Annotated in this window: 17 protein-coding genes and 1 other annotated feature; of the genes, 9 read left to right on the plus strand and 8 right to left on the minus strand. The window is 39.0% G+C overall.

What is annotated here, in order from left to right; translation table 11 throughout:
• Positions 1 to 245: 245 nt before the first annotated feature.
• On the plus strand, positions 246 to 4,799 hold the full coding sequence (gene gltB / locus CPRO_RS02865; protein WP_096348691.1) for a glutamate synthase large subunit: 4,554 nt from the start codon (positions 246 to 248) through the stop codon (positions 4,797 to 4,799).
• A gap of 17 nt (positions 4,800 to 4,816) precedes the next feature.
• A complete protein-coding gene (locus CPRO_RS02870) occupies positions 4,817 to 6,301 on the plus strand; it encodes a glutamate synthase subunit beta (RefSeq protein WP_066047675.1) in 1,485 nt (494 codons plus the stop codon).
• Between the two features lie 266 nt (positions 6,302 to 6,567).
• On the opposite strand, the gene CPRO_RS02875 is transcribed toward CPRO_RS02870, so the two are convergent.
• The 5 genes from CPRO_RS02875 to rlmD form a co-directional block, all read right to left on the minus strand.
• Positions 6,568 to 8,316, minus strand: coding sequence for a methyl-accepting chemotaxis protein (locus tag CPRO_RS02875; protein WP_066047678.1), 1,749 nt, complete (start codon positions 8,314 to 8,316; stop codon positions 6,568 to 6,570).
• A gap of 1,266 nt (positions 8,317 to 9,582) precedes the next feature.
• A complete protein-coding gene (locus CPRO_RS02880) occupies positions 9,583 to 10,482 on the minus strand; it encodes a hypothetical protein (protein ID WP_066047680.1) in 900 nt (299 codons plus the stop codon).
• 292 nt (positions 10,483 to 10,774) lie between these two features.
• Complete coding sequence (locus tag CPRO_RS02885) at positions 10,775 to 11,479, minus strand: MBL fold metallo-hydrolase (RefSeq protein WP_066047682.1); 705 nt, start codon at positions 11,477 to 11,479, stop codon at positions 10,775 to 10,777.
• A 654-nt stretch (positions 11,480 to 12,133) separates the two neighbouring features.
• Complete coding sequence (locus CPRO_RS16180) at positions 12,134 to 12,505, minus strand: CPBP family intramembrane glutamic endopeptidase (RefSeq protein ID WP_066047684.1); 372 nt, start codon at positions 12,503 to 12,505, stop codon at positions 12,134 to 12,136.
• A 431-nt stretch (positions 12,506 to 12,936) separates the two neighbouring features.
• Positions 12,937 to 14,298, minus strand: coding sequence for a 23S rRNA (uracil(1939)-C(5))-methyltransferase RlmD (gene rlmD / locus CPRO_RS02900; RefSeq protein ID WP_066047688.1), 1,362 nt, complete (start codon positions 14,296 to 14,298; stop codon positions 12,937 to 12,939).
• A 102-nt stretch (positions 14,299 to 14,400) separates the two neighbouring features.
• Between rlmD and CPRO_RS02905 the strand changes: the two genes are divergently transcribed.
• From CPRO_RS02905 to CPRO_RS02930, 6 genes are all read left to right on the plus strand, one after another.
• Positions 14,401 to 14,847 (plus strand): S1 RNA-binding domain-containing protein, encoded by a 447-nt coding sequence (locus tag CPRO_RS02905; protein WP_066047689.1) that lies wholly within the window; start codon positions 14,401 to 14,403, stop codon positions 14,845 to 14,847.
• A gap of 71 nt (positions 14,848 to 14,918) precedes the next feature.
• Entirely contained in the window at positions 14,919 to 15,215 is a 297-nt protein-coding gene (locus tag CPRO_RS02910) for a hypothetical protein (protein ID WP_066047691.1), read from the plus strand.
• A 346-nt stretch (positions 15,216 to 15,561) separates the two neighbouring features.
• Positions 15,562 to 15,812 (plus strand) — a binding site (T-box leader).
• Positions 15,813 to 15,874: 62 nt separating this feature from the next.
• Entirely contained in the window at positions 15,875 to 16,906 is a 1,032-nt protein-coding gene (locus CPRO_RS02915) for a methionine ABC transporter ATP-binding protein (protein ID WP_066047693.1), read from the plus strand.
• Positions 16,903 to 17,580: a methionine ABC transporter permease gene (locus tag CPRO_RS02920; protein ID WP_066047695.1), complete on the plus strand. Its 678-nt coding sequence runs from the start codon at positions 16,903 to 16,905 to the stop codon at positions 17,578 to 17,580. The genes CPRO_RS02915 and CPRO_RS02920 overlap by 4 nt, the downstream gene beginning before the upstream one ends.
• Positions 17,581 to 17,654: 74 nt before the next feature.
• Positions 17,655 to 18,527 (plus strand): MetQ/NlpA family ABC transporter substrate-binding protein, encoded by an 873-nt coding sequence (locus tag CPRO_RS02925; RefSeq protein WP_066047697.1) that lies wholly within the window; start codon positions 17,655 to 17,657, stop codon positions 18,525 to 18,527.
• A gap of 155 nt (positions 18,528 to 18,682) precedes the next feature.
• The gene (locus CPRO_RS02930) at positions 18,683 to 19,858 is read left to right on the plus strand and encodes a M20 metallopeptidase family protein (protein ID WP_066053637.1); all 1,176 of its coding nucleotides are present in this window, start codon (positions 18,683 to 18,685) and stop codon (positions 19,856 to 19,858) included.
• 129 nt (positions 19,859 to 19,987) lie between these two features.
• On the opposite strand, the gene CPRO_RS02935 is transcribed toward CPRO_RS02930, so the two are convergent.
• The 3 genes from CPRO_RS02935 to fba form a co-directional block, all read right to left on the minus strand.
• Complete coding sequence (locus CPRO_RS02935) at positions 19,988 to 21,346, minus strand: MATE family efflux transporter (protein ID WP_066047700.1); 1,359 nt, start codon at positions 21,344 to 21,346, stop codon at positions 19,988 to 19,990.
• Between the two features lie 197 nt (positions 21,347 to 21,543).
• Positions 21,544 to 22,431, minus strand: a complete 888-nt coding sequence (locus CPRO_RS02940; RefSeq protein WP_066047702.1) for an MBL fold metallo-hydrolase — start codon at positions 22,429 to 22,431, stop codon at positions 21,544 to 21,546.
• A gap of 227 nt (positions 22,432 to 22,658) precedes the next feature.
• Complete coding sequence (fba, locus tag CPRO_RS02945; protein ID WP_066047705.1) at positions 22,659 to 23,606, minus strand: class II fructose-1,6-bisphosphate aldolase; 948 nt, start codon at positions 23,604 to 23,606, stop codon at positions 22,659 to 22,661.
• A 149-nt stretch (positions 23,607 to 23,755) separates the two neighbouring features.
• Here fba and CPRO_RS02950 point away from each other — a divergent pair, with 149 nt between their 5' ends.
• Positions 23,756 to 24,214, plus strand: a complete 459-nt coding sequence (locus CPRO_RS02950; protein WP_066047707.1) for a signal peptidase II — start codon at positions 23,756 to 23,758, stop codon at positions 24,212 to 24,214.
• The last annotated feature ends 25 nt before the right edge of the window (positions 24,215 to 24,239 follow it).

Below are 24,239 nucleotides of genomic sequence, written 5' to 3' on the forward strand. Positions count from 1 at the left end.
TGCTCCTTTTTTCATCATTGCAATGATGAAAAAAATGTATTATAATTGTGCCCAAGATCAAAGGAGTTCTTAAACAGCGTAGTTCTGCGTGTTTAAGGACTTTTTTTTTTCTCCAAATTACAAATGGGGAAATTTTTTTTCCGAAAAATTAAGGGAATATGTGATAAACGTTTTTCGTTCCAAGAGACTGAGTGGAAAAACGTGGAGAACAGCTACGAAGAAGAAGTTTGGAAAGGATGAGGAGTATGGGGAACAATTTGTTTCAGCAACCCAACGAAGCAATGGGTCTGTATGACCCAAGCTTTGAGCATGATAACTGCGGGATTGGTGCAATCGTAAATATTAAAGGCATCAGAAGCCACCAAACTGTAGAGGATGCTTTGAAAATTGTAGAAAACTTGGAACACAGAGCAGGTAAGGACGGAGAGGGCAAGACTGGAGATGGCGTAGGAATTTTATTGCAGATTTCTCACAGATTCTTCTCAAAAGAGGCAAAAAAATTAGGATACTGTATTGGTGAAGAAGGCGATTATGCAGTGGGCATGTTTTTTTTGCCCCAAGGAGAGCTGGAGAGAAACCGTGCGAAAAAAATGTTTGAAATCATTGTAGAAAAAGAAGATTTAGAGTTTGTGGGATGGAGAGAGGTTCCTACCAATGCTTCTATTTTAGGAAAGCAAGCCTTAGACTGTAAGCCTTATATTTTACAGTGCTTTATCAAAAGAAAAGGGGATACAAAAAAAGGTCTGGATTTTGAGCGCAAGGTGTATGTGGCAAGGCGGGTTTTTGAACAAAGCAATGACGATTCTTATGTGGTTTCTCTATCTACCCGAACCATTGTATATAAAGGAATGTTCTTGGTAAATCAGCTGCGATTGTTCTTTTTGGATTTACAGGATAGAGACTATGAATCTGCCATTGGTATGGTACATTCTCGTTTTAGCACGAATACGACACCAAGCTGGGATCGGGCTCACCCCAACCGTTATATTTTACATAACGGAGAAATTAATACAATCCGTGGCAATTCTGACTTAATGCTTGCCCGTGAGGAAACCATGGCGGCAGATGTTTTCAAAGGAGAAATGCATAAGGTTTTACCGATTATTAACCAATCAGGATCCGACAGTGCCATGCTGGATAATACGTTGGAGTTTCTCGCTATGAGTGGTATGGATTTGCCTTTGGCGGTTATGGTTACTATTCCTGAGCCTTGGAGCAACAATAAGCACATTAGTCAGGCCAAAAAGGATTTTTACCAATATTATGCCACAATGCTGGAACCTTGGGATGGCCCTGCCTCCATTTTATTCTCTGATGGAGAGGTATTGGGTGCAGTTTTAGATAGAAATGGCTTAAGGCCTTCCCGTTATTACATTACTGATGATGATAGGCTGATTTTATCCTCTGAGGTAGGTGTTTTGGATATTCCTGTGGAGAAAATCATTAAAAAAGACCGTTTGCGCCCCGGAAAAATGCTTCTTGTGGACACAACAAAGGGAACCATTATAGATGATGATGATTTGAAAGAACAATATGCAACACGACAACCCTACGGTGAATGGATTGATAAAAATCTTGTGCACTTAAAGGATATTTCAATTCCAAACAAAAAAACACCTCAGTATACCAAGGAGGAACTGGCAAGATTGCAAAAAACCTTTGGCTATACTTATGAAGAGGTAATGACAGCCATTCTTCCTATGGCAAAAACGGGTGAGGAAGCCATTGCTTCCATGGGTACAGATACACCCTTGGCTGTGCTTTCGGAAACAAAAAAACCACTGTTTAACTATTTTAAGCAGATGTTTGCTCAGGTTACAAATCCTCCCATTGATGCCATTCGAGAGGAGATTGTAACAAGTACTACAGTTTATATTGGTGGGGCAGGCAATCTTTTGGAAGAAAAGCCGGAAAACTGTAAGGTTATTCGTGTGAATAACCCAATCCTCACTAATACAGATTTAATGAAAATCAGGGATTTAGATATTGATGGTTTTAAGTCCACGGTAATTCCCATTACCTATTACAAAAATACTCAGCTGGAAAGAGCCGTTGAACGGCTGTTTGTAGAGGTTGATAGAGCTTACAGAGACGGGGTGAATATAATTATTCTTTCCGACCGTGATGTGGATGAAAATCATGTACCCATTCCATCCCTATTGGCAGTTTCAGCAGTCAGCAAATATTTGGTGAAAACCAAAAAGAAAACCAGTATTGCCTTAATTCTGGAAACCGCAGAACCAAGAGAGGTTCATCATTTTGCCACATTACTGGGCTATGGTGCTTGTGCGGTGAATCCTTATTTGGCACAAGATACCATTGCAAATTTAATTGATGATGATATTTTGGATAAGGATTATTATGCAGCGGTAAATGATTATAATGGTGCTATTCTTCATGGTATTGTAAAAATTGCATCTAAAATGGGTATTTCCACAATTCAATCCTATCAAGGAGCGCAAATTTTTGAGGCTGTGGGCATTGATTCAAAGGTTGTGGATAAGTATTTTACCAATACCGTTACCAGAATTGAGGGCGTTGATTTGGACGACATCCAAAAGGAATTCCACGAGTGGCACAACAGTGCCTTTGACCCCTTGGGTCTGGATACGGATCTTACATTAGATAGTGTTGGAAGCCACAAGTTCAGAAGCAATAAGTCAAAGCATTTGTATAATCCCCAAACCATTCACCTTTTGCAGGAAGCCACCAGAACGGGAGATTATTACCTGTTTAAAGAGTATACCCGCATGGTGAATGATGAAGCAAAGGTGACATTACGAGGTTTAATTGGTTTTAAGTTTTTGGATAATCCTATCCCCATTGAAGAGGTGGAGAGCGTTGAATCTATTGTAAAGCGTTTCAAAACGGGAGCAATGAGCTATGGCTCCATCAGTCAGGAAGCCCATGAAACCCTTGCCATTGCCATGAATCGTATTGGCGGCAAAAGCAATAGTGGGGAGGGGGGAGAAAGCATTGATCGTTTGACCCCTGACCCCAATGGAGACAGCCGATGCTCTGCAATTAAGCAAGTTGCGTCTGGTCGTTTTGGTGTAACCAGCAGATATTTGGTGAGTGCAAAGGAAATTCAGATTAAAATGGCTCAGGGGGCAAAGCCAGGGGAAGGTGGTCATTTGCCTGCGGAAAAGGTGTACCCTTGGATTGCTAAAACAAGACATTCAACCCCTGGTGTTGGTTTAATTTCTCCTCCGCCCCACCATGATATTTACTCCATTGAGGACTTGGCACAGTTGATTTATGATTTGAAAAATGCCAACCGTGATGCAAGAATAACCGTAAAGCTTTGCGCTGAGGCAGGGGTAGGCACCATTGCCGCAGGTGTCGCAAAAGCTGGAGCTCAGGTTATCCTGATTTCAGGCTATGACGGCGGCACGGGAGCGGCACCAAGAACTTCTATTCAGCATGCGGGGATTCCGTGGGAGCTGGGTTTGACGGAAACCCATCAAACCTTAATCCGCAATGGCCTTAGAAATAAGGTTACGTTGGAAACAGACGGAAAGCTTATGAGTGGTCGTGATGTCGCCCTTGCCGCATTGATGGGAGCTGAGGAATTTGGATTTGCAACGGCACCATTGGTAACCATGGGGTGTGTGATGATGCGCGTTTGTAATTTGGATACTTGTCCTGTTGGCGTTGCCACCCAAAACCCCGAGTTAAGGAAAAGATTTAAGGGCAAGCCTGAATATGTAGTGAATTTTATGTACTTCATTGCCCAAGAATTAAGGGAGTATATGGCGAAGCTGGGCTTTAGAACCATTGCAGAAATGGTTGGACGCAGTGACCTGTTAAAAATTCGTGATGGTGCAAGAACAAGGACCACGAAGGTAGAGCTGGCAAGAATCATTAACAATCCTTTTGCAGAACCGGGGCAGCACTTTGGTTTTGATCCAAAGCAGGTTTATGATTACCATTTGCAAGATACCTTGGATTTAAAGGTTTTATACCCAAAGCTGAAGGGCTCCATAGAAAGCAAAGCACCTGCTTTTATTGAGGTGGACGTAAAGAATACGAACCGTACCGTTGGCACCATTTTAGGCTCCGAAATGACAAAGAGATATCCTGAGGGTCTTGCAGATAACACAATACATGTTAAATGCAATGGTGCAGGAGGACAGAGCTTTGGTGCTTTTATTCCAAAGGGGTTAACCTTAGAATTGGAAGGGGACAGTAACGACTATTTCGGAAAAGGTCTTTCCGGAGGGAAATTAGTCGTGTATCCACCAAGAAAAAGCAAATTGAAAGAGGATGAAAATATTATTATCGGCAATGTTGCACTGTATGGCGCAACGGATGGTGAGGCATATATTAACGGTGTTGCAGGAGAACGCTTCTGTGTTCGTAATTCCGGTGCCAGAGCCGTTGTTGAAGGCGTTGGTGACCATGGCTGTGAATATATGACGGGGGGAATTGCCGTTATTATTGGGAATACAGGCAAAAACTTTGCCGCAGGCATGAGTGGTGGCGTTGCCTATGTTTTGGATGAAAACAGAGATTTCTATACCAGAGTAAACAAGGAGCTGGTATCCTTGGAGGAGATTTTGCATAAGCAAGATGTTACCGTGTTGAAGGAAATGCTTACAAACCATGTCAAGCTGACGGGTTCCAAAAAGGGAAAAGAGATCCTTGATGATTTTGCTAATTATTTGCCTAAGTTCAAAAAGGTTCTGCCCCATGATTTCGATAAGATGCATAAGGCCACCCTTCGTTTGGAAGAAAAAGGGCTGAGCGGTGATGAGGCATTGATTGAGGCATTCTATGCATTCTATTCAAATAAATAAGACAGGGGGGATTATGCATGGGAAAAGCAACAGGATTTTTGGAATTTGAAAGAAAATCCGGGGGCGAAATAAGCCCTAAGGAAAGAATTAAACACTTTCAGGATTTTCACGAGCATTTATTAAAAAGAGAACAAGAACAACAGGCGGCAAGATGTATGGACTGTGGCGTACCCTTCTGTCAGAGTGGAATGATGATAAAAGGAATGACCTCGGGCTGCCCATTAAATAATTTGATTCCCGAGTGGAATGATTTAATCTATTTGGAAAAGCCAGATCGGGCGTTAGGCAGACTTTTAAAAACTAACAGCTTTCCTGAATTTACAAGCAGGGTTTGTCCTGCTCCTTGCGAAGCGGCTTGTACTTGTGGACTGAATGATACTCCTGTTACCATCAAAGAGAATGAATGGAGCATTATTGAAAACGGATATGCCAATGGATTGGTTCAACCAAATCCGCCTAAGGTAAGAACAGGTAAGAAAATTGCAGTGGTTGGCAGTGGGCCATCAGGCCTTGCGGCGGCGGATCAGCTGAATAAAAGAGGGCATAGCGTTGTTGTGTTTGAACGTAATGACAGAGTCGGCGGTTTATTGATGTATGGTATTCCTAATATGAAGCTTGAGAAAAACGTCATTGACCGCAAAATAGATATTATGAAGGCAGAAGGCATTGAATTTGTTACCAATGCGGACATTGGAAACTCCATAAAGGCAGAAAGACTGATTAAGGACTATGATTCCGTCATTCTTGCCTGCGGTGCATCCAATCCTCGGGATATTAAGGTGCCCGGCAGAGATGGAAAAGGCATTTATTTCGCAGTGAATTTTTTGAAAGCAACAACCAAAAGTCTTTTAGACAGCGATTTAAAAGACGGCAAGTATATTTCTGCAAAAGGAAAAAATGTTTTGGTGATTGGCGGTGGCGATACAGGGAACGACTGCGTGGGAACGTCTATCCGTCACGGTGCAAAAAGTGTAGTCCAACTGGAAATGATGCCAAAGCCTCCTGTGGAAAGAGCAAACGATAACCTCTGGCCGGAATGGCCAAAGGTTTTAAAAACCGATTATGGGCAACAGGAGGCAATTGCTGTTTTTGGGCGAGACCCTCGACTTTACGAAACAACGGTCACAGAGTTTGTTTTAGATAAGGATGGTAATGTTGTAAAAGCGAAAATTGTAAAGCTGGAGAAAAAGGTGGATAAAAACGGAGTAGTGTCCTTTGGTCATGTGAAGGGCAGTGAAAAGACAATTGATGTAGATTTGGTGTTGATTGCGGCAGGTTTTGTTGGTGCCGAAAGCTATGTGGCACAGGCATTTAAAATTGAGCTGAATGAGCGAACGAATGTCAAAACATCTGAAAACAGCTTTCATACAAATGTCCCAAAGGTTTTTGTTACGGGAGATATGCACAGAGGGCAGTCACTGGTTGTTTGGGCAATTAAAGAAGGACGCAGTGTGGCAAGGGAAGTGGATAAAACCCTGATGGGCTATACAAATTTGGTTTAATGAGCAGGAATCTTGCTTAGCAAATTTAGAAAAATTTTATGAGGCAACAAGCAAAGGGATAGGCACACCCCTTTGCTTTTTTTACTAACACAAATTTATAGATATGTTGAAATAGAGGAGGTTCAGAAATCAAATAACCACCTTGATATCAAGGTGGTTATTTTCTCAGCAATACTATGGACTTTAAGAGTATTTTTCGCAACCCAAAAGGTGGGATACAAAATTTCCGCTGACCTATGTAATGAAAGGACTCTGAAAACGGAAATTTATTCTGTAAAGGATGAATCTTGATTTTGAAACTGAAAATGATTGATTAAATCCTTCAGAATCTCTGCCTGACCTGATATCTCTTCGCTGGCAGCGGCACTTTCCTCAGAGGTTGCACTGTTTATTTGAATTACACTTGAAACCTGGACAAGGCTATTGCTTACCTCATCCATAGAATGTTTTTGTTGGATGGCTGCGTCTGCAATACTTTGAATGACGTCAGCAGTTTTTTCAGAGCTTAAAATAATATGATTTAAGGACTCTGCTGTTTCAGAGACTATCTTTGAACCATTTGCAATTGCTGTGATAGAATTTTCAATCAACTGTGAGGTGAGTTTTGCACTTTCGGCTGATTTCCCTGCAAGATTGCGAACCTCGTCGGCTACCACGGCAAACCCTTTTCCTGCTTCTCCTGCCCGTGCCGCTTCAACGGCTGCATTTAAGGCAAGGATATTTGTTTGAAATGCAATGTCATCAATATTTTTGATGATTTTGCCGATTTCATTAGAAGCATCACTAATTTTTTCCATTGCTGCAATCATTTCTTGCATTTGCTGCTGGCCTTGGACAGAAGAATGACTGGAGTCTATGGCAATTTGCTTTGCTTGTGCGGCATCATTTGCGGTGCGGTGAATCGTTTCTGTCATTTCATTGGCAAGTTCAGCCAACTCTTGAATGGAGGCGGCTTGTTCCGTGGCTCCTTGGGCTAGGACTTGGGCGCCCTCTGAAACTTGACTGGAGCCTCGGGCAACTTCCGTAGAGGTAGCATTAATTTGTGACAATGTTTTAGAAATATTGGCTGAAAAACTTTGAATGGAATCATTGATTCCCGACAAATCACCGCTATATTCTAACGTTGAGTTGATAACAAAGTTTCCGGCAGAAAATCTTTTCATCACTTCATGAATATCATACATAATTCCGCTTAAGTTATCCACTGTTTGCTTTGTGGCAAGGGATAAGGTTTCAAATTCATCCCCTGTGTGTACTTCAATTACAGGAGAATGTAAATCTCCTTGGCTAAGAAGGGTAAGGCGGTCTGTGACACGCTTCAGATGCCCAGTTATTCTTCCCGCAATGACAAACATCCAAAAGATACCGAAGGCACCAACGGCGGCACCACAGGCTGCAATGCCAAGGAGGGAAAGGTATTTGTCTTTCTGATATTGTTCAATGATTTTATCAATATCGTCATAATAATTGCCTGTGCTGATATACCATCCATAAGGTTCATATTTTTTTGTATATCCTCGTTTTTTGAAAACACCTTCCTCATTTGGCTTGGTGAAGTAATATTCTGTAAATCCCCCATTTGGCTGTTTTCCTGCAGCAATCAAATTTTGAATATAGAGGTTTCCAGCCTTATCTTGTGCTTGCAACCTTTGTGCACCTTCAAATTCCGGATTCATATGTACGGCACAAACGCCACTTTCCAAGTCTGCCCAAAAGTATCCTTCTCCGTCATTGTACCGGGTATCACGAACAATTTTTTCGGCGGCCTTCATTTCTTCTTCATGGGTAATTTCCCCATCCAAATAGCGTTGATGGTTTACATCTAAGACACTGATTAAATTATCAACGCTCACTTCGATTAATGTGTCAAAGTTTTCCTTATAAGCGTTAATGGTGGCATTATGGGATTTAGTAAGTTGTATAAATGATACCATGCCCTGAATAAAAATTGTTGTTAGGATTATTGCGCCAAATAAAAGCACTATCTTTGTCTTAAGTTTCGCAGTTTTTAACATGTTGCACGCTCCTTTGTTTTTTGAGAAAAATTCTTTGAATAGGTTTATGCTATGTGTTCATTAAAAATCGTTAGCTGCATTGTTTAGGATATTGCATTTTTTCTTGCTGAAAACTTGACTTATGAGAATTCGATAATGGCTATCACTCTACAAGAATTCCTAGAAGTGTGAAGAGCTAATTCATATTTTTTAATTAACCATAAGAATGGATAATTGATGCAATACCATATAACTATAAGTAAAATGTGATGTTCGCCATGTTTATTCGTAATAAACTGTATTTCACGTTTCAATACCCTTTTATGAGAGATAATGTTTCTGCTCAAAACAATAAATTGATAAAAGAATAGAAGAGATAAGGAATAATACGGATTTATATTTTATTACGAAACTATGTAATTTAAGTTTTAAGGCGCTAACTATCCTGTGAAATCTTAAAGTGGCATATTTTCTTATGGCTTAGAATACCTCCTTTTAAGTAAGTATTTTATATTGTTGTGATAAAACAAAGATTAAAGCTAGTCATCTTTTTATATGAAATAAATATATTTTGGGACGAACTTACTTTAAACAAACTCTATATAAAAATAACAAATTATAAAAAGGAAAGATATAGTGTAACCATTAAATTTAAGTAATATTTTATATTGTAGAAGTTTAGCATTTTTTGGGTATATTGTCAATAATACTTATTGTTAATTATTAAATAATAATATTTATTATTAAATTTAAATTATTGTTGTTGTATACAACAATAGAATGCATGGGGTATTTTGAGAAGTGATGAATAGATGAAGATATAGAGGAAAAAATGAAATTATTTATACGGGTTGTAATAGTCTCTAAATATAAGGTGTTTTTATATAGTGATATGAAAAAGAGGTTTTATTCTTGTAAAGTTTAGACCTTAGTCTGTTATTTATTTACAAAGAATAAAACCTCTTTTAATGAGATTAAATGTTTGTAGAAATGTACCTCTGTTTTTAATAAGAGCAACTACATGGTAAGGATTTTTTTCTTTATAAGTTCTTGTACAATTCCTTTGTATGGGTAATTAGGATGGACTGCCAGAATGTGCAGTTCTTCTTACTATAGATTAATGCTCTACAATAAGGCTGGCCTTTCTTAGCCAACAGTGCTTCCTTTTTTTAATATTGTCAAATAATCCTTGTTCATAGAGATCTTTCTCTAATCCCGGAAAGCTATTTTCAACGAAATTCAATAAATACAACCAACCTTTCATAAACCTCCTGGTAAACGATAACCTTATCTTTCATTCTTATTCAAATCTGTATGAAATAGTTCAGTGGTGTTAAAAAAACAATCGCCCCAAATATGGTAATGATCTTCATGGTCTTTTATGATTGCCCAATCCAGTTTATCTGAACACCAATAAAGTTCAGTCTTGGGGTTTGTCAGTATCAAATGTGTATCCATTTGATAAGAGACCCCTTTAAGTTCCCATGGATTGAGTTGGTAAATTCTTTTTTCTCCTCTCTGGAGCAGGGTTTGAATAATTTTTTCTTGATTAAACACTTTTTTAAATTCGTTTTCATGTATAAGTAGATAATCTTTATTTGAGAAACTGCTTTTTTGCTCCACTTTTTCATGCCATTTCTTTTTGATTGCAAATAATAAAGATTTCTCCTTATCCTCTGATAAAACTCTACGAAAAAATAGCGGTGGTACATCTGTTAGATCATCTTCGTCAGTTTCGTTTATCAAGGTTATCAATTGGCTTCTCTCTGTATCAATAATCTTTTCTTTTTCTTTCTCGCTCCAACCATGGTAATGAGTGTTTCCTCTCAATTTCGAAGACTGAATCATATGGCTGCATGCGTTTTTTATGGAATTTAGATTTTTATATTGCAAGGGATCTATTTTCTCAATGTTTTCCAAAGTGATTTCTAAAATATCAATATTGATACTGCATTCGTTTTTTCGCAAAGTAGGGTCATTTTCGATCTTTATCGCTTCTTCGCGACTTAAACTTTTTATTCTCTGATAAATTGCGTGAACGACCTGTTCTTCTGTCATAGACATTGATTTTTCGTAGATTCCCAGAGTTTTTAGTTGAGTGTCTAACCGAATACTTTTTAGCATATCACTTCTGTCTATACAATATCTTCTTATGAAAGTATGAAAATTGATTATGCTGCGTTCCATTTGTTTAAACCTCTTTCTTTTCGGTGGAAGGATGGTCTAGAATATTATCATTCCTTTTAAATAGGAACGGTACTAAGAGAAATAAATTTGGAAAAAATACGCCTGTTCCATATTTCTGAAGGTTTTCACCGCTGTAGTTGCGCCAAGACAGTTGGTAGGTGAGAGTTATTATGAAGAGATTAGAGCATTTTTAAGGTCATTTAATCATAAAATGTTGTATTTTACAATACACCATATACTGCTTTTTAGATGAGAAGATTACATTTATTTGAATAATATTTCCGTCTTAAGATTATTTCCCTTGGGGAGTAAAGTGTCCGCCATGATAGCAGTAATATGACTTTACATTCATAGCCAGTAATTTCTCCATGGATGCTGTTGCCTTAACAATGTCCAGTGTAAATTGTGGGTTAGCTATAACAGGTTGGTGGTTTTCCAGTGCAAATGCATCACCGGTTATGATGATAGAATCCTTTTCCATAAATAATGAAATATGCCCTGGTGTATGCCCAGGAGTGGCAATTACCTTGCATCCCTCACAACAATCCAAATAGTCACCATCCTGAAGTAGAACGTCTACCTGAACAGGCTCAACCCGACGAAGCATATCACAAAATGCTTTTCCGAATTCCTGCTGTTGGGGAGGAAGTATTTTCTGAAATTCCTCCGCTTGACACAGCCTTAAAGGTTTCTCTTGGGCAGTGATAAAGGGGGCCTCCACCGCGGATGCATAAATTTTGATATGGGGATTTAGCCTTTTCAATGCAGCGGCTGCGCCCATATGGTCATGATCGTGATGGGTTAAAACTAGCCCTGTAATTAGCTTGGTCGATATTCCATATTGTTGTAGTTCCTTTTCAAGGATGGGCAGTGAGCCTATAAATCCACAATCAATCAGTATTATATTATGTCCATCCATAAGCAAGGTGGGATAAACGGTATTCTCAGTATTGGCAAATGATGCAGTTATGGGAAAGCTTAAAATTCTGTGCTCCAAATTGTGTCACTCCATTTCCTTTGTAGTGAAAAATTTTGAAATGATGAAATTCAGTTCTTATTTCTTTTCAATTACGATGTATGCTTGGCCTTTGGAAAAACTTTCACCTACAGCACATGCCGAAATATGCTTTACGCTTCATCCTTCCTCCAAATACCTATTCACGGTATCCAAACCGTCATCTTCTTTTGCACCTAACGTTTTTTCAGTACTTCTAACCCATATAACTTTTTCCATTCTGAGCCCTCCTCGATAAGTCTTTTTAATAAGTTATTTTTTCAAATGTATTCGTCGTGGAAAAATCATACAGCATTTTTTACATACTTAAATTTTCATACCAGATAAGTAATATATAGAAACCAATGGCAGGAGATGAATTTTTAATCCGTTGCGGGCACTGACTAACTGTGTTGTTCTGGAAATGGTGTGCACCATGAATGCTTTTCCACTTCCGTCCTCGTTTTCTGTAATGGAAAAACCTCATAGGTGCCTGCAAAAATCCATTACCTCAACCTCATTAAAGAGGAATATCCTACTTTTGTGCGTGGCATATGATTCACCTCATTATTTTTTTACCACAAGCAAACTGTTTCCACGTGCCTTTTTGCTGTAATTCTGATGCCGCCCAGCCTGTACCCCTTGGCATCCTGTTCTCTAAATTGCATCTATAAGTGCATGTAGTAAAATACATGGTGTTAGTGATTTTGTTTTGATATATATTTTTCCAAATATATATCCTATAAAAATTTGAATGCTAGTAGATAGAAGGATGACTATAGATAATTCTTTATAACCAATAATATGAACTATACCAAAAATAAAAGATTGAATTATGTTTGCGCTATCTTCTCTTTTATTAAATGCAAGCAACCCATTTATGAATAAGCCCCTAAAAAGTACTTCCTCTATTATACTTGGATAAAATAATTTCTGTATGAAATTTTTGATATAAAAACTAATTGTTTTACTCTCCGTTTGCAAATCCAGAATTGTTGCCGACTCAATCAAAATAAAATAGCAATACAACTATAAAAAAACTTTTAGGAGTAATATCCCAGTTAAAATCGTTCAGCCTAGCCTGAAATAAATAACCTAAAAAAATAGTCATTGTCAATGGCATCTGAAATAACAGCCTTAATTGATTAAGCGTATAATGATCTGTATTTACGGAATTAAAGAAAAACTGAATAATTATATATACAAAAAAAACCAAAGCAAATGCATATAAAATTTTTTTCCCCTTCTTTAATTTGACTTTGTAATTTGTTATTTGATTCTCAAAAACAATTAATATCATTAAAGAGAATAGAAATGATAATACATACTTTGTACGAACCAAAAAAATGAAAATCAAGCATACACTAAGGAAAGCTAATTCCATGAATGACAAACATTTGATTTTCATCTTGATACTCACCTCAATTTCTCTAAATAATTATTTATCTTATTCAGTCCCTTTACTTCTTTACAAGCAGTGCGACCGTCTCCACATGTACTGTTCTTGGGAACATATCCATCAGCTTCACCCGTTTTACTTTATAGCCTGCTTGCTGGAAAACTACCAAGTCTCTGGCCAAAGAGGTAGGCTTACAGGAAACATAAACGATTTCAGGGGCGTCAAAATCAATAATTTTACCAATTGCCTTTGGATGGATACCATCACGGGGAGGGTCCACAATAATTAAATCAGGCTTCTCCGTTAATTCATCCACTTTCTGTAAAACATCACCAGCGATAAATTCACAGTTTGACAAGTTGTTTCTTGCTGCATTCTCATTGGCGGCGACAACTGCCTCCTCGATTAATTCAATCCCTACCACCTTTTTGGAGCCTGCTTCTGCCATAATCTGCCCGATGGTACCGGTACCACAGTATAAATCGAACACCATTTTATCGGAAACATCCCCTGCAAATTCTTTAACTATGGAATATAATTTTTCTGCGCCCTTTGTGTTGGTTTGAAAAAAGGAATAAACGGAAACCTTAAATTCTAAATCAAATAGTTTTTCTATAAAATAATCTCTGCCGTAAAGTACGGTCATTTCATCACTCCGCACAACATCAGCAACACTGTCGTTCACAGAATGCAGGATGCCACATAGAGATCCATCCAGAGGTAATATCAAAAGCTTTTCTTTAAACTCCTCTGTTGAGAAGGGTACTTCGTTGCTTGTAACGAGGTTGACCAAAATCTCCCCTGTGGCTGTTCCTTTTCTGACCACTAAATGACGCAGAGAGCCTTCATGACGCAATTTATGATAAAAAGGAACATTTTTTTCTTGAAAGAAAGACAAAGTGGCTTGAATGATTTTTAAATAATCTTCATCGATAATATTGCAATCTTTTAAGGACACTACCTCATAATGACTCATGCGCTTGCGCATACCTAAGGCCAAATCCCCACCTTTTTCTTCATCCCCAAAGGAGAATTCGCATTTATTGCGATAGCCTTTTTCCGATGGGGCAGGAACAATGCCTTCCCAGCTTTCTATTTGAATGTTTTCTTGTGCTAAGAGGCGTTTTACTTGGCGCTCCTTCAATTTTAATTCTTCTTCATGTTGCAAGGTTTGGTAGGTGCATCCGCCGCAAAGGGTAAAATGGGAACAGACGCCGTCCTGTCTTTCCAGAGGGGAGCGCTGTAAAACCTCTTCCTGTCTTGCTTCTATGCCACTGCTCCTTTTTTTGATAACCTGGGCTTGAATGGTTTGTCCCGGGATGCCGTTTTTTACGACAACCTTCTCCCCATCCACAAAACCAAAGGCTTTATTGGGGAAGGAAACATCCTCAATTTGGATGGTAATGATGTCTTTTTTCTTCATAAATTCTCCTCCGAAAGTGGTTAGATTTTGTTTGTATTCAAGTTTAATCTATGGTATACTGTTCCAGTAATCTTAAAATTCTGAACGGGAGTGTATATTGGAATGTCTGAAAAATTAGAAGTAGGCAGTATCGTTGAAGGAAAGATTGTACGCATTAAACCTTTTGGCGCAATTGTTTCTTTAGGCTCTGTGCAAGGGTTAGTGCATATCTCTCAGGTTGCCAACAGCTTCGTACAAGATATCAACGACCATATTAAAATCGGGGATATTGTTAAGGTTAAGGTATTATCCATTGATGAAGAATCCCATAAAATTGCTTTATCCATTCGGGATGCATTGCCAAAGGAAGAACGTCAACCTAGAAATGAGAAGCCTTTCCGTAAGCCAAATCAGACACAAAAGCCCGCAAGCCCTGCTGAGGAATATTTCCGTCCTCAATCCGCAGCCAATCCTTCTTCCGATTTTGAAGAAAAAATGAAGGAATGGGCAAAGCAGTCTAACGAGCGTCACACCAGCTTGAATAAAAGAGCAAATAAGCGCTCTTTTTAAAATAGTGCTTAAACATCTTACCATGAAACTGTTTTAGATGCAATAAATGACGGCGCAGTGGGAGGGATATTATGTCTTTGTTTTTTGTTGTGGGAATATACTTTTACGCGCGAGGTGTATTTGCATTGTTTGGTCAGACTATTTTCTATACCAAACGAACACTAGAGCTGATTGAGCCGGAAAATTTACCTGCTTACTTGAAAGAGTCAGGCGTTTGGCATATGGTGGCAGGAACAATTTTTGTTGGAAAGGCTTTACTTGATATCATGTTTCCCTTAAACAAGGTGTTTCTGGCTATGTTTCTTGTGTTATTGGCTGTTTGTGTTTATTTTCTTTCCCGTTGTAATGAACGGTATATTAAAAAGTAATGGTTTAGCCTTTTTGCAGATGCAAAGAGGCTTTTCTTATGTTTGCTTTATGTTGGTTTCCCGGGAAATAACAAAAAAATGAAACGAAACACTTAAGTTTTTTAGGAAAGCTTGGTTTATATAATAAATATAAAAACAAATAAGGTTTGTAACTGATAGATGACGATTTTTCGTAAGTTGTCTTGCATTTTCTCTTGATAAAAGTTACAATCTAACTAGTATTTTTCCATCAAAAAAATATTTTTTTGTAGGTTATTTTTATGACCCATAATTTCAAACCAAAAGCTCAATGGAAAAAGAGTTGACAAGAAAAAGTTGTTGTATTATGATAAATCCAATTAAGAAAACAAAGGCATAGAAAAGAAGAGTAGTGAGCGGATGCTTTTACAGAGAGTCCTCGTTTGGTGGAAGAGGATAAAGATAGGCTGATGAAGATGGTCTTGGAGCTGCATGGTCGAATTTTTTTAGATCATGACGGGTGCACCCGTTATAGTGCCGGGGTATTATCCGATTTATTTGGACGTACTCGTTGAGGTTTGTTTTGTGAAAAACAAATAAAATTAGGTGGTAACGCGAAGCTATGCTCTCGCCCTAATGATTTATATCATTTTGGGTGGGAGCTTTTTATTTTGGGGCGTAATTGTAAGGGGGAGAAGGATATGATTCAACTGGAAAAGGTAAGCAAAACCTTTCGTCAAGGCAGGGATGAAATTCAGGCAGTAAAGGAAGTGAATTTGGATATTAAAAAGGGCGAAATTTTTGGAATTATTGGCTTTTCGGGGGCAGGAAAATCCACATTGGTTCGCTGTATTAACCTCTTGGAGCGGCCCACAGGAGGAAAGGTGATTATTGACGGTGTTGACTTAATGAGTATGCCTGAGGTGCGATTGAGAGAGGAACGGCGAAAAATCGGAATGATATTTCAACATTTTAATCTACTGCGCTCCCGCACCGTTTATCAAAATATTGCTTTCCCTTTACGCAAGAGTAAGCTGTCAAAGGAAGAAAAGCATCAAAAGATACTCTCCTTACTAGAATTAGTGGGTTTGACGGATAAAAAGGATGTTTATCCCTCTCAGCTTTCCGGAGGCCAGAAGCAAAGGGTGGCCATCGCTAGGGCATTAGCCAATGACCCAAAGGTGCTCCTTTGTGACGAGGCAACCAGTGCCCTAGATCCCCAGACCACAAAATCTATTTTGAATCTGTTAAAAAAGGTGAACCAAGAGCTGGGCATTACTATCGTCTTGATTACCCATGAAATGGCAGTGGTAAAGGATATTTGTGATAGAGTTGCCATTATGGAGCTAGGTCGTGTGGTGGAGGAGGGAGAAACGGTGGAGGTGTTCTCCCATCCCAAGGAAAAACTGACTAGAGATTTTATGGATACCGCTAGTAACATTAATAAAATCTATGAGCTGTTGGATGAAAAGCATGCATTAACTCAGTTGAAGAAAGGCGAAAAGCTGATACTCCTTACCTATTCAGGGGGAAATGCAGGGGAGTCGGTTATTTCCCATTTGGCGGAGGTATACCATGTGCAGGCTAATATTATTTTTGGGAACGTTGATATATTGAAGAATAAGCCTTTGGGAAAATTGGTTGTTATATTAAGCGGAGAGGCAGAGAATATGGAACAGGCAATTGGCTATATTCAAAGCAGAAATGTTCAAATGGAGGTGATTCGAGGATGAGTCTTTTATATGATATTGCACCAAATTTGCAATCTTTGCAGGGGGAATTATTGAAATGTATGAAACAGACCTTTCAAATGCTTTTTATTTCGGGAAGCATTGCCTTTCTCTTAGGTTTGATTTTAGGAGTGTTGCTCATTGTTACAAAAAAAGGTGGCTTGTTGCAAGCGCCGGTTTTATACAAATTTTTAGATAAAGCAATTGATGTCATTCGCTCTATTCCCTTTATCATTTTAATGGTGCTGTTAATCCCCTTAAGTCGTGCCATTGTTGGAACGGGTTCCGGTCTTGCGGGCTCCTATGTTGCACTCATTGGAGGAACAGTTCCGTTTTTTGCAAGGCAGATCGAAACTGTTTTAGCGGATGTGGATCATGGGATAATTGAGGCCAGTGAAGCCATGGGTTTTAGTCCTTTGGAAATCATTTTCAGCGTTTACTTAAAAGAAAGCATCCCGGGCATCACCCGTGTAACCATGATTACTTTTGTCAGCTTAATTGGTATCACTGCCATTGCGGGGAGCATTGGTGCCGGTGGATTGGGAGATTTTGCCATTCGGTATGGACACCAAATGGGCTACCGAGATATGATTTGGATAACAGTAGCTATTATTTTATTTATTATTTCCGTATTTCAAGGTGTTGGAAATTTTATTATTCGAAGAACAACCCACTAACCATAGGCTCTTGAATGGAAACATTTTAAGCATATAAAAAAAGAAGGATAAAGATAGAAAAGGAGAGATGTATGATGAAAAACAATTTTAAAAAATTATTTGCGACTGCATTGGCAACAACGTTGGTTTTAGGATTGGTAGGCTGTGGCACTACACCAAGTAAGGATGAACCCGCAAAAGCAGAGGGCGATAAGGCCGAGGTAACAGTGGTAAAGGTTGGTGTGGTAGGAGAATACAATGCCCAATGGGATACCATTAATGAATTGCTGAAAGATGACAATATTCAGGTGGAGCTCGTAAAATTTTCTGATTATGCGGCACCAAACCGTGCCTTAAACGACGGGGAAATTGACTTAGATGCCTTCCAGCATAAGGCTTTTCTAGCCAATGATATCGAGAAAAAAGGTTATGATATTGTAGCCATTGGTGATACCATTATTGCACCTTTATCAATCTATAATAATAAGGATAAGGTTTCCTCCATTGATGAAATAAAGGACGGTGATACCATTGCCATCCCCAGTGATTTGACAAACGGCGGTCGTGCACTGAAATTGCTGGAAGCAGCAGGCTTAATTGAATGTGATCCTGCAAAGGGCTATGTTCCCACAAAGCAGGATATTACAAAGTACAACAAAAACATAGAAATCCTAGAAGCTGAATCTGCAACACTGGCAAATATCTTGCCCGACTGTGCAGCGGCAATCATCAACGGTGGAAATGCATTTACAGCAGGCTTAGACCCCAATAAAGATACAATCTTTACAGAGAATGTTGATCCTGCGGTAAACGAAGCTGTGCCACAGTTGATTAATGTCATTGTTAGCCGCACAGCAGATAAAGATAATGAAGTTTACAATAAAATTGTTGACGCTTACCATACCGAAGAGGTAAAAACAACGGTAAATGACCAGTATAAAGGTGCATTTATTTGCACTTGGGAATAAGAATTAGACTTAACGAAACAATATTAAGATAACAGCGATTCTCGGGAGGGGATTCCCCATCCAATCAAAAACAGATGGGTTTATTGGTTACATTACGATGCCCCATCTGTTTGCATTATGGGAAAATCATTGCATTTAGAAAAGGCGGTAAAAATATGGCGATAAAGAATTATATCTTAGAAGAAAAAGACTATATTATTTCTTTGAGAAGGCATTTTCATGCCCACCCAGAGGTTAGCTTAAAGGAATATGAGACCTGTAAGAAAATTGAGGAGGAGCTGGATTCCTTGGGTATTCCCCATAGCAAAATAGGAGAAACGGGGGTATATGCTTGGGTTGATGGGAAAAAAGCATCTCATGGAAAAATTGTTGCCTTAAGGTCAGATATGGATGCCCTTGCCATGGAGGACTTGAAAACAGTATCTTATCGTTCTCGAAATAAAGGCTTTTGTCACGCTTGCGGACATGATGCTCACACAGCAACCTTGCTTGGGGCTGCGAAAATATTAAAATCAAAAGAGAATGAATTTTCAGGTCAGGTACGTTTGTTTTTTCAACAAGCAGAAGAAATCGGTCAAGGGGCTAGGTTGTTTGTGGGGGCAGGGCTTTTAGAAGGCTGTGAAAGAGTATTCAGTGCCCATGTAACAAGTAGATTGAGAAAAGGGAAGGTTGCGCTGACCAAAGGTCCTCAATCCGCCAGCTGTGATTATTTTAAAATAACTGTAAAGGGGAAAGGCGCTCATGTTTCCACGCCCCATTTGGGTATAGATGCGGCGTATATCGCAGCCCAGATTGTTGTAAACTTGCAGTCTATTGTTGCCAGAAGCACAGCCCCTTTGGAAACTGTAGTGGTGGGTGTTGGTGTAATCAGAGCAGGCACCCAGTATAACATCGTTGCGGAGCACGGGGAAATTGAAGGGACGACCAGAAGCTTTTTACCAGAGGTGCGCAAGTTCACCAATGATAAAGTGGTGCAAATTGCAAAGCAGACAGCGGCAATGTATGGCGCAGAGGCAGAGGTAATCTTTTTGGATTACGCCGCTCCATTGGCAAATGATGAAGATGCTGTGAGAGAGGTGACGGAGGTTGCCCAACAACTGATTGACCCAGCTGACATTGTTTCGGATTATCAGAAGTCTTTGGGGGCCGATGATTTTGCCGACTATTTGGCTGTTACAAAGGGAATGTATGCATATATTGGCACGGCCAATGAAGAGAAACCCAACACGAAAGCGGCTCATCACCATGGTTTATTTGATATTGATGAGGAAGCGTTACTAATTTCTTGCAATTTGTATGTGGATTATGCTTTGCAGGTTTTGGAACAGTAAAAAGACGCCTTTTAATAGAAAAGCCCATTCTGCAAAATAACTTGCGGAATGGGCTTTTGTTTCTTAGTTTAGCGAATACAAAATTTTAATTTTTAGGAAAATTCCTTTTTGTCCTAAAAAAAACAAAGGTTAGAAGTCCAGTTTTTTCAGTATTCTGATAAGATATGCGGTACAAAGGGCAAGGGCTACAATTTCCGCAATGGGGAAAGCAAGCCAAACATGATTTAATTCCCCTGTACGGGACAACAAAAAAGCGGCGGGTAAAAGCACAACCAACTGGCGCACGACAGAAATGATGAGGCTGTACATGCCATTGCCCAATGCCTGAAATACGGAGCTTGTAACAATGTTATATCCTGCCAGCAAAAAGCTGAAGGAGATAATTCTTAACGCAGGCACGCCGATGGCAATCATATTATCGGAAGCCTTAAACAGTGCTAAAAGCTTATAAGGGAGGACTTGGAAAGCCGCAAATCCTGCAAGCATAATAACCACTGCGGCAATTACACTGAGCTTTATTGTTTGGTGAATACGTTGTTTATTCCTTGCTCCATAGTTATAGGCAATAATCGGTATCATCCCATTGTTTAGTCCAAATACCGGCATAAAGATAAAGCTTTGCAATTTAAAGTATACACCGAAAACAGCAATTGCTGTTGGGGTATAGCTATCTAAAATGCGGTTCATATAAAAAATCATGATGGAACCAATGGAAATCATCAAAATGGAAGGAATTGCAACAATATAAATGCTTTTCAGAATATATCTGTTTGGTAGAACATTTTTTATATGAATGTGTATTTCATGATTTTTTCTTAGATTCAGATAGATACCTACTGCGCAGGAGATAAACTGTCCAATTACAGTGGCAATTGCCGCACCGGCAACTCCCATTTTCGGTAAGCCAAATAAACCAAAAATAAAAATTGGGTCCAAGATGATATTTGCAACGGCACCCACACCCTGACTAATCATAGCTTCAAATGTTCGGCCTGTAGATTGCAGTAATCGCTCCATGGCAACTTGGATAAATATGCCTAAGGAGCCAACCAGAACAATATGTAGGTAAACTTCGCCACCCTCGATAATCTCTAAAACATTTGTTTGTCCTTTTAAAAATGGTGTTGTAAAGAGAAGGGCGATGATAACGAAAATGAGCCAATTTAAAAAAGCCAGAAAGATGCTGACACTGGCCGTCTTGTTAGCAGTATCGAACTTTTTTGCCCCTAAGCTTTTTGAAAGCAAAGCATTTGTACCAACCCCTGTGCCGGCTGCCACAGCAATCATAAAATTTTGCATTGGGAAGGCTAAGGATACTGAAGACAATGCATTTTCGCTGATTTGTGCAACGAACGCACTATCTACAATATTATAAAGGGCCTGAACCAACATAGAAATAATCATAGGAACAGACATTGAAAAAAGCAATCTGTTAATGGGCATAGCACCCATTTTATTTTCTTTTATTTCGGTAGTAACGGAACTCATGAAATTACCCCCTTTTCCGTATCGTGAGTTTAAATCTGTTGTAAAATTTGCGAAAGTATAGCGCTGCCGAGACAGCGCCTTCCTAGCTTTTTTTGGCTTCTTCGTGTAACATTAAACTATGATACGCCCATATAATTTTATTGTCAACAAAAATTTTAGATGGAAGAGAGGCATATACAATCAATTAAGTCTGCTTTTCATTTGGGAACAACAGTTTTCCATAAGAGATAATTGTTTTCCACAAAAGACTCTACTTTACCTGAATCATAAAGATAGGATAGATAGGAACGGATGGTGCTTCCCACTAATACGTATTGTCCATAGTCCATAGTTAGGCTGTATTCTTCAAAAATGGAGTGAAGGATACTTTCAAAATATTTTGGAGTCTGACAAATAGAAAGTAACTTTTCTAAGATTTCATTGGATTTTTTTCGGTTTGCCTCAACCAAAGGACGAATATCCTCTAATGGTTCTGCATGAGCAGGGATATAAAGGGCTCCGTCAAGGGTTTCCAAAAAATCAAGAGTTTTAAAATAGGCAGTTACATCGTAATTAAAGCTGATATGATATTTATCTAAAATAGTTTCACTGAAAATAGAATCGGCCAAAAAATATACATTATCCGGTGTTTTTACACCAATCATCTGCCAAAAATGACCACCTAATGGGAAAATTTCCATTCCCTGGGGGAGCTGCGCTTGAGAAATATCTTGTGCTTTTGATGGCGTTGCCATCAAAAATTTATTTCGCAGCTTTTGAAAGGGATAGCCGCCATAGAGAAAAGATGGTTCAAGAATAGGATTTTCAATAACAGCGTTTTCCATGGGGGTAGAGTAGACGGGGCAACTCAGCCGGTCCTGCAATAGGGTGTTTCCACCAATATGGTCGGCATTGGAGTGGGTATTGATGATACCCTTTAGCTTCCAGCCCTGCTGTTCTAAGATTTTTTGGATTTTGCGCCCTGCATCTTTATCGTTTCCGCTGTCAATCAACCAGACCTCTTCCGAAGAGGTACGGTATACTCCGATTTTTGAGGGGCAGTTAATGTAAAATGTATTTTCGCCAGCTTGCATTAATTCGTACATAAAAATTGCCTCCTTTTTATAAAAAGCTGTTCCGATTTTCGGAACAGCTTGAATTGTAGATAAGGTCATTAAATAGTGCGCAAAAGCTTGAGCAACAAGAGTTTTTCAAACGGAATCCGCTGATGGGCTTTGCCTATTGGAGGAAAAAAGCTTCAAGACCTTTGCTTTTCCTCGGCATCAATGAATGAAACCTGAAAGAACTGAGCTTCTTTAATGATGTTAAAATTTTAGTTCATAGAATTTGTAGAGCCAATGACATTCTTAATTTTTTCTTCTACCAGTTTTTGAATTAATTCTCTTGCATCGCCCAAATAGCCGCGAGGGTCAAATGCAGAAGGATTTTCGCCAAAAGATTTACGGATTGCTGCAGTCATTGCCAAACGGATGTCTGTATCCATGTTAATTTTGCAAACTGCCATAGCAGAAGCTTTTCTCAGCATTTCCGCAGGAATACCTTTTGCACCGGAAATATTTCCACCATATTTATTGCAGGTTTCCACACTGGTTTCGTCAACAGAGGAAGCACCATGCAAAACGATAGGGAAATTATGAATGCCTTCTGCTTCTAATTTCTTTGTGATGGATTCCAAACGGTCAAAATCCAATTTAGCGTCCCCTTTAAATTTATAAGCACCATGGCTTGTGCCAATTGCAATGGCAAGGGAGTCTACACCGGTACGCTTTACAAAATCAACTGCCTGATCAGGGTCTGTATAGGTAGCATTTGCAGAGTCAACTTTTACGTCATCCTCAACACCTGCAAGCTTGCCTAATTCCGCTTCAACAACAACCCCTCTTGCATGGGCATATTCAACGATTTCTTTTGTCTGTGCAACGTTTTCTTCATATTCTAAATGAGAACCGTCAAACATGACTGAGGTGAAACCATATTCGATACAGTTCTTGCAAACTTCAAAATCGGAACCGTGATCCAGATGCAATGCGATATCTAAGCCCGTTTCTTCAACAGCTGCATCTACCATAGCCTTTAAATATTTTGGATGAGCATATTTTAATGCACTTTTGGAAACCTGAAGAATAACGGCTGAATTTTGTGCCTTTGCGGCCTCCACAACCCCTTGAATAATCTCCATATTATTAATATTAAATGCGCCAATGGCATAGCCGCCCTGAAAAGCTTTTTCAAACATTTTTTTTGTTGTAACCAACGCCATTTTATTTACACCTCTTTCTTTTTATTTGCAAATCATTGTAACCTGTAATAAAATTATAATACGGTACTTGTGTTGTGGCAAGGAAATTTCATTGACAACAGCTCCTTTTGGAAAAAAAGCACAACAATTCAAAAGAAAGGTGATGGGTTTTGAAAAATATCTTAGTTTTTTTGAGTGTTTTGGGTTTGGATTTGGGAACTAAAAAATGGGCAGATGCAATGCTGCCCCTTGGCAAGCGAAAAAAAATAGCCAAAAATCTACTATATTTCCAGCACATAAAGAATTCCGGAATGGCATATCATAAGCTTGAAGGAAAGAGAAATGTAATTCTTTGGATTACAGGCGGTCTAACCGCCGTTTATAGCTTTTTCTTCTTGCGGGCATGCTGTAGCAATGAGGAAGCAAAACGGTATGGTATTCCTTTGGCAATTACCCTGGGCGGAGCTTATGGTAATTTTTTGGAGCGTTGGAAAAAAGGAAGTGTAACGGATTTTATTTTTATAGATAAGGGTAAAAATCCACCAATTTTTAATATTGCTGATGCAGCACTGTTCTTTGGTGCAATTTTGGTGGGTATTATGTCTTTAAAAGATAAAACAAATATGTAGAAGATTCCCTATTGATGAATGGCAG

Origin of the sequence: Anaerotignum propionicum DSM 1682 (assembly GCF_001561955.1) — a bacterium.
Taxonomy (GTDB): Bacteria; Bacillota; Clostridia; order Lachnospirales; family Anaerotignaceae; genus Chakrabartyella; species Chakrabartyella propionicum.

Excerpts from the sequence above, each read along its gene's own strand:
- gltB (WP_096348691.1), top strand. The coding sequence starts at position 246 with ATGGGGAACAATTTGTTTCAGCAACCCAACGAAGCAATGGGTCTGTAT.
- CPRO_RS02870 (WP_066047675.1), top strand. The coding sequence starts at position 4,817 with ATGGGAAAAGCAACAGGATTTTTGGAATTTGAAAGAAAATCCGGGGGC.
- CPRO_RS02875 (WP_066047678.1), bottom strand. The coding sequence starts at position 8,316 with ATGTTAAAAACTGCGAAACTTAAGACAAAGATAGTGCTTTTATTTGGC.
- CPRO_RS02880 (WP_066047680.1), bottom strand. The coding sequence starts at position 10,482 with ATGGAACGCAGCATAATCAATTTTCATACTTTCATAAGAAGATATTGT.
- rlmD (WP_066047688.1), bottom strand. The coding sequence starts at position 14,298 with ATGAAGAAAAAAGACATCATTACCATCCAAATTGAGGATGTTTCCTTC.
- CPRO_RS02905 (WP_066047689.1), top strand. The coding sequence starts at position 14,401 with ATGTCTGAAAAATTAGAAGTAGGCAGTATCGTTGAAGGAAAGATTGTA.
- CPRO_RS02910 (WP_066047691.1), top strand. The coding sequence starts at position 14,919 with ATGTCTTTGTTTTTTGTTGTGGGAATATACTTTTACGCGCGAGGTGTA.
- CPRO_RS02915 (WP_066047693.1), top strand. The coding sequence starts at position 15,875 with ATGATTCAACTGGAAAAGGTAAGCAAAACCTTTCGTCAAGGCAGGGAT.
- CPRO_RS02920 (WP_066047695.1), top strand. The coding sequence starts at position 16,903 with ATGAGTCTTTTATATGATATTGCACCAAATTTGCAATCTTTGCAGGGG.
- CPRO_RS02925 (WP_066047697.1), top strand. The coding sequence starts at position 17,655 with ATGAAAAACAATTTTAAAAAATTATTTGCGACTGCATTGGCAACAACG.
- CPRO_RS02930 (WP_066053637.1), top strand. The coding sequence starts at position 18,683 with ATGGCGATAAAGAATTATATCTTAGAAGAAAAAGACTATATTATTTCT.
- CPRO_RS02935 (WP_066047700.1), bottom strand. The coding sequence starts at position 21,346 with ATGAGTTCCGTTACTACCGAAATAAAAGAAAATAAAATGGGTGCTATG.
- CPRO_RS02940 (WP_066047702.1), bottom strand. The coding sequence starts at position 22,431 with ATGTACGAATTAATGCAAGCTGGCGAAAATACATTTTACATTAACTGC.
- fba (WP_066047705.1), bottom strand. The coding sequence starts at position 23,606 with ATGGCGTTGGTTACAACAAAAAAAATGTTTGAAAAAGCTTTTCAGGGC.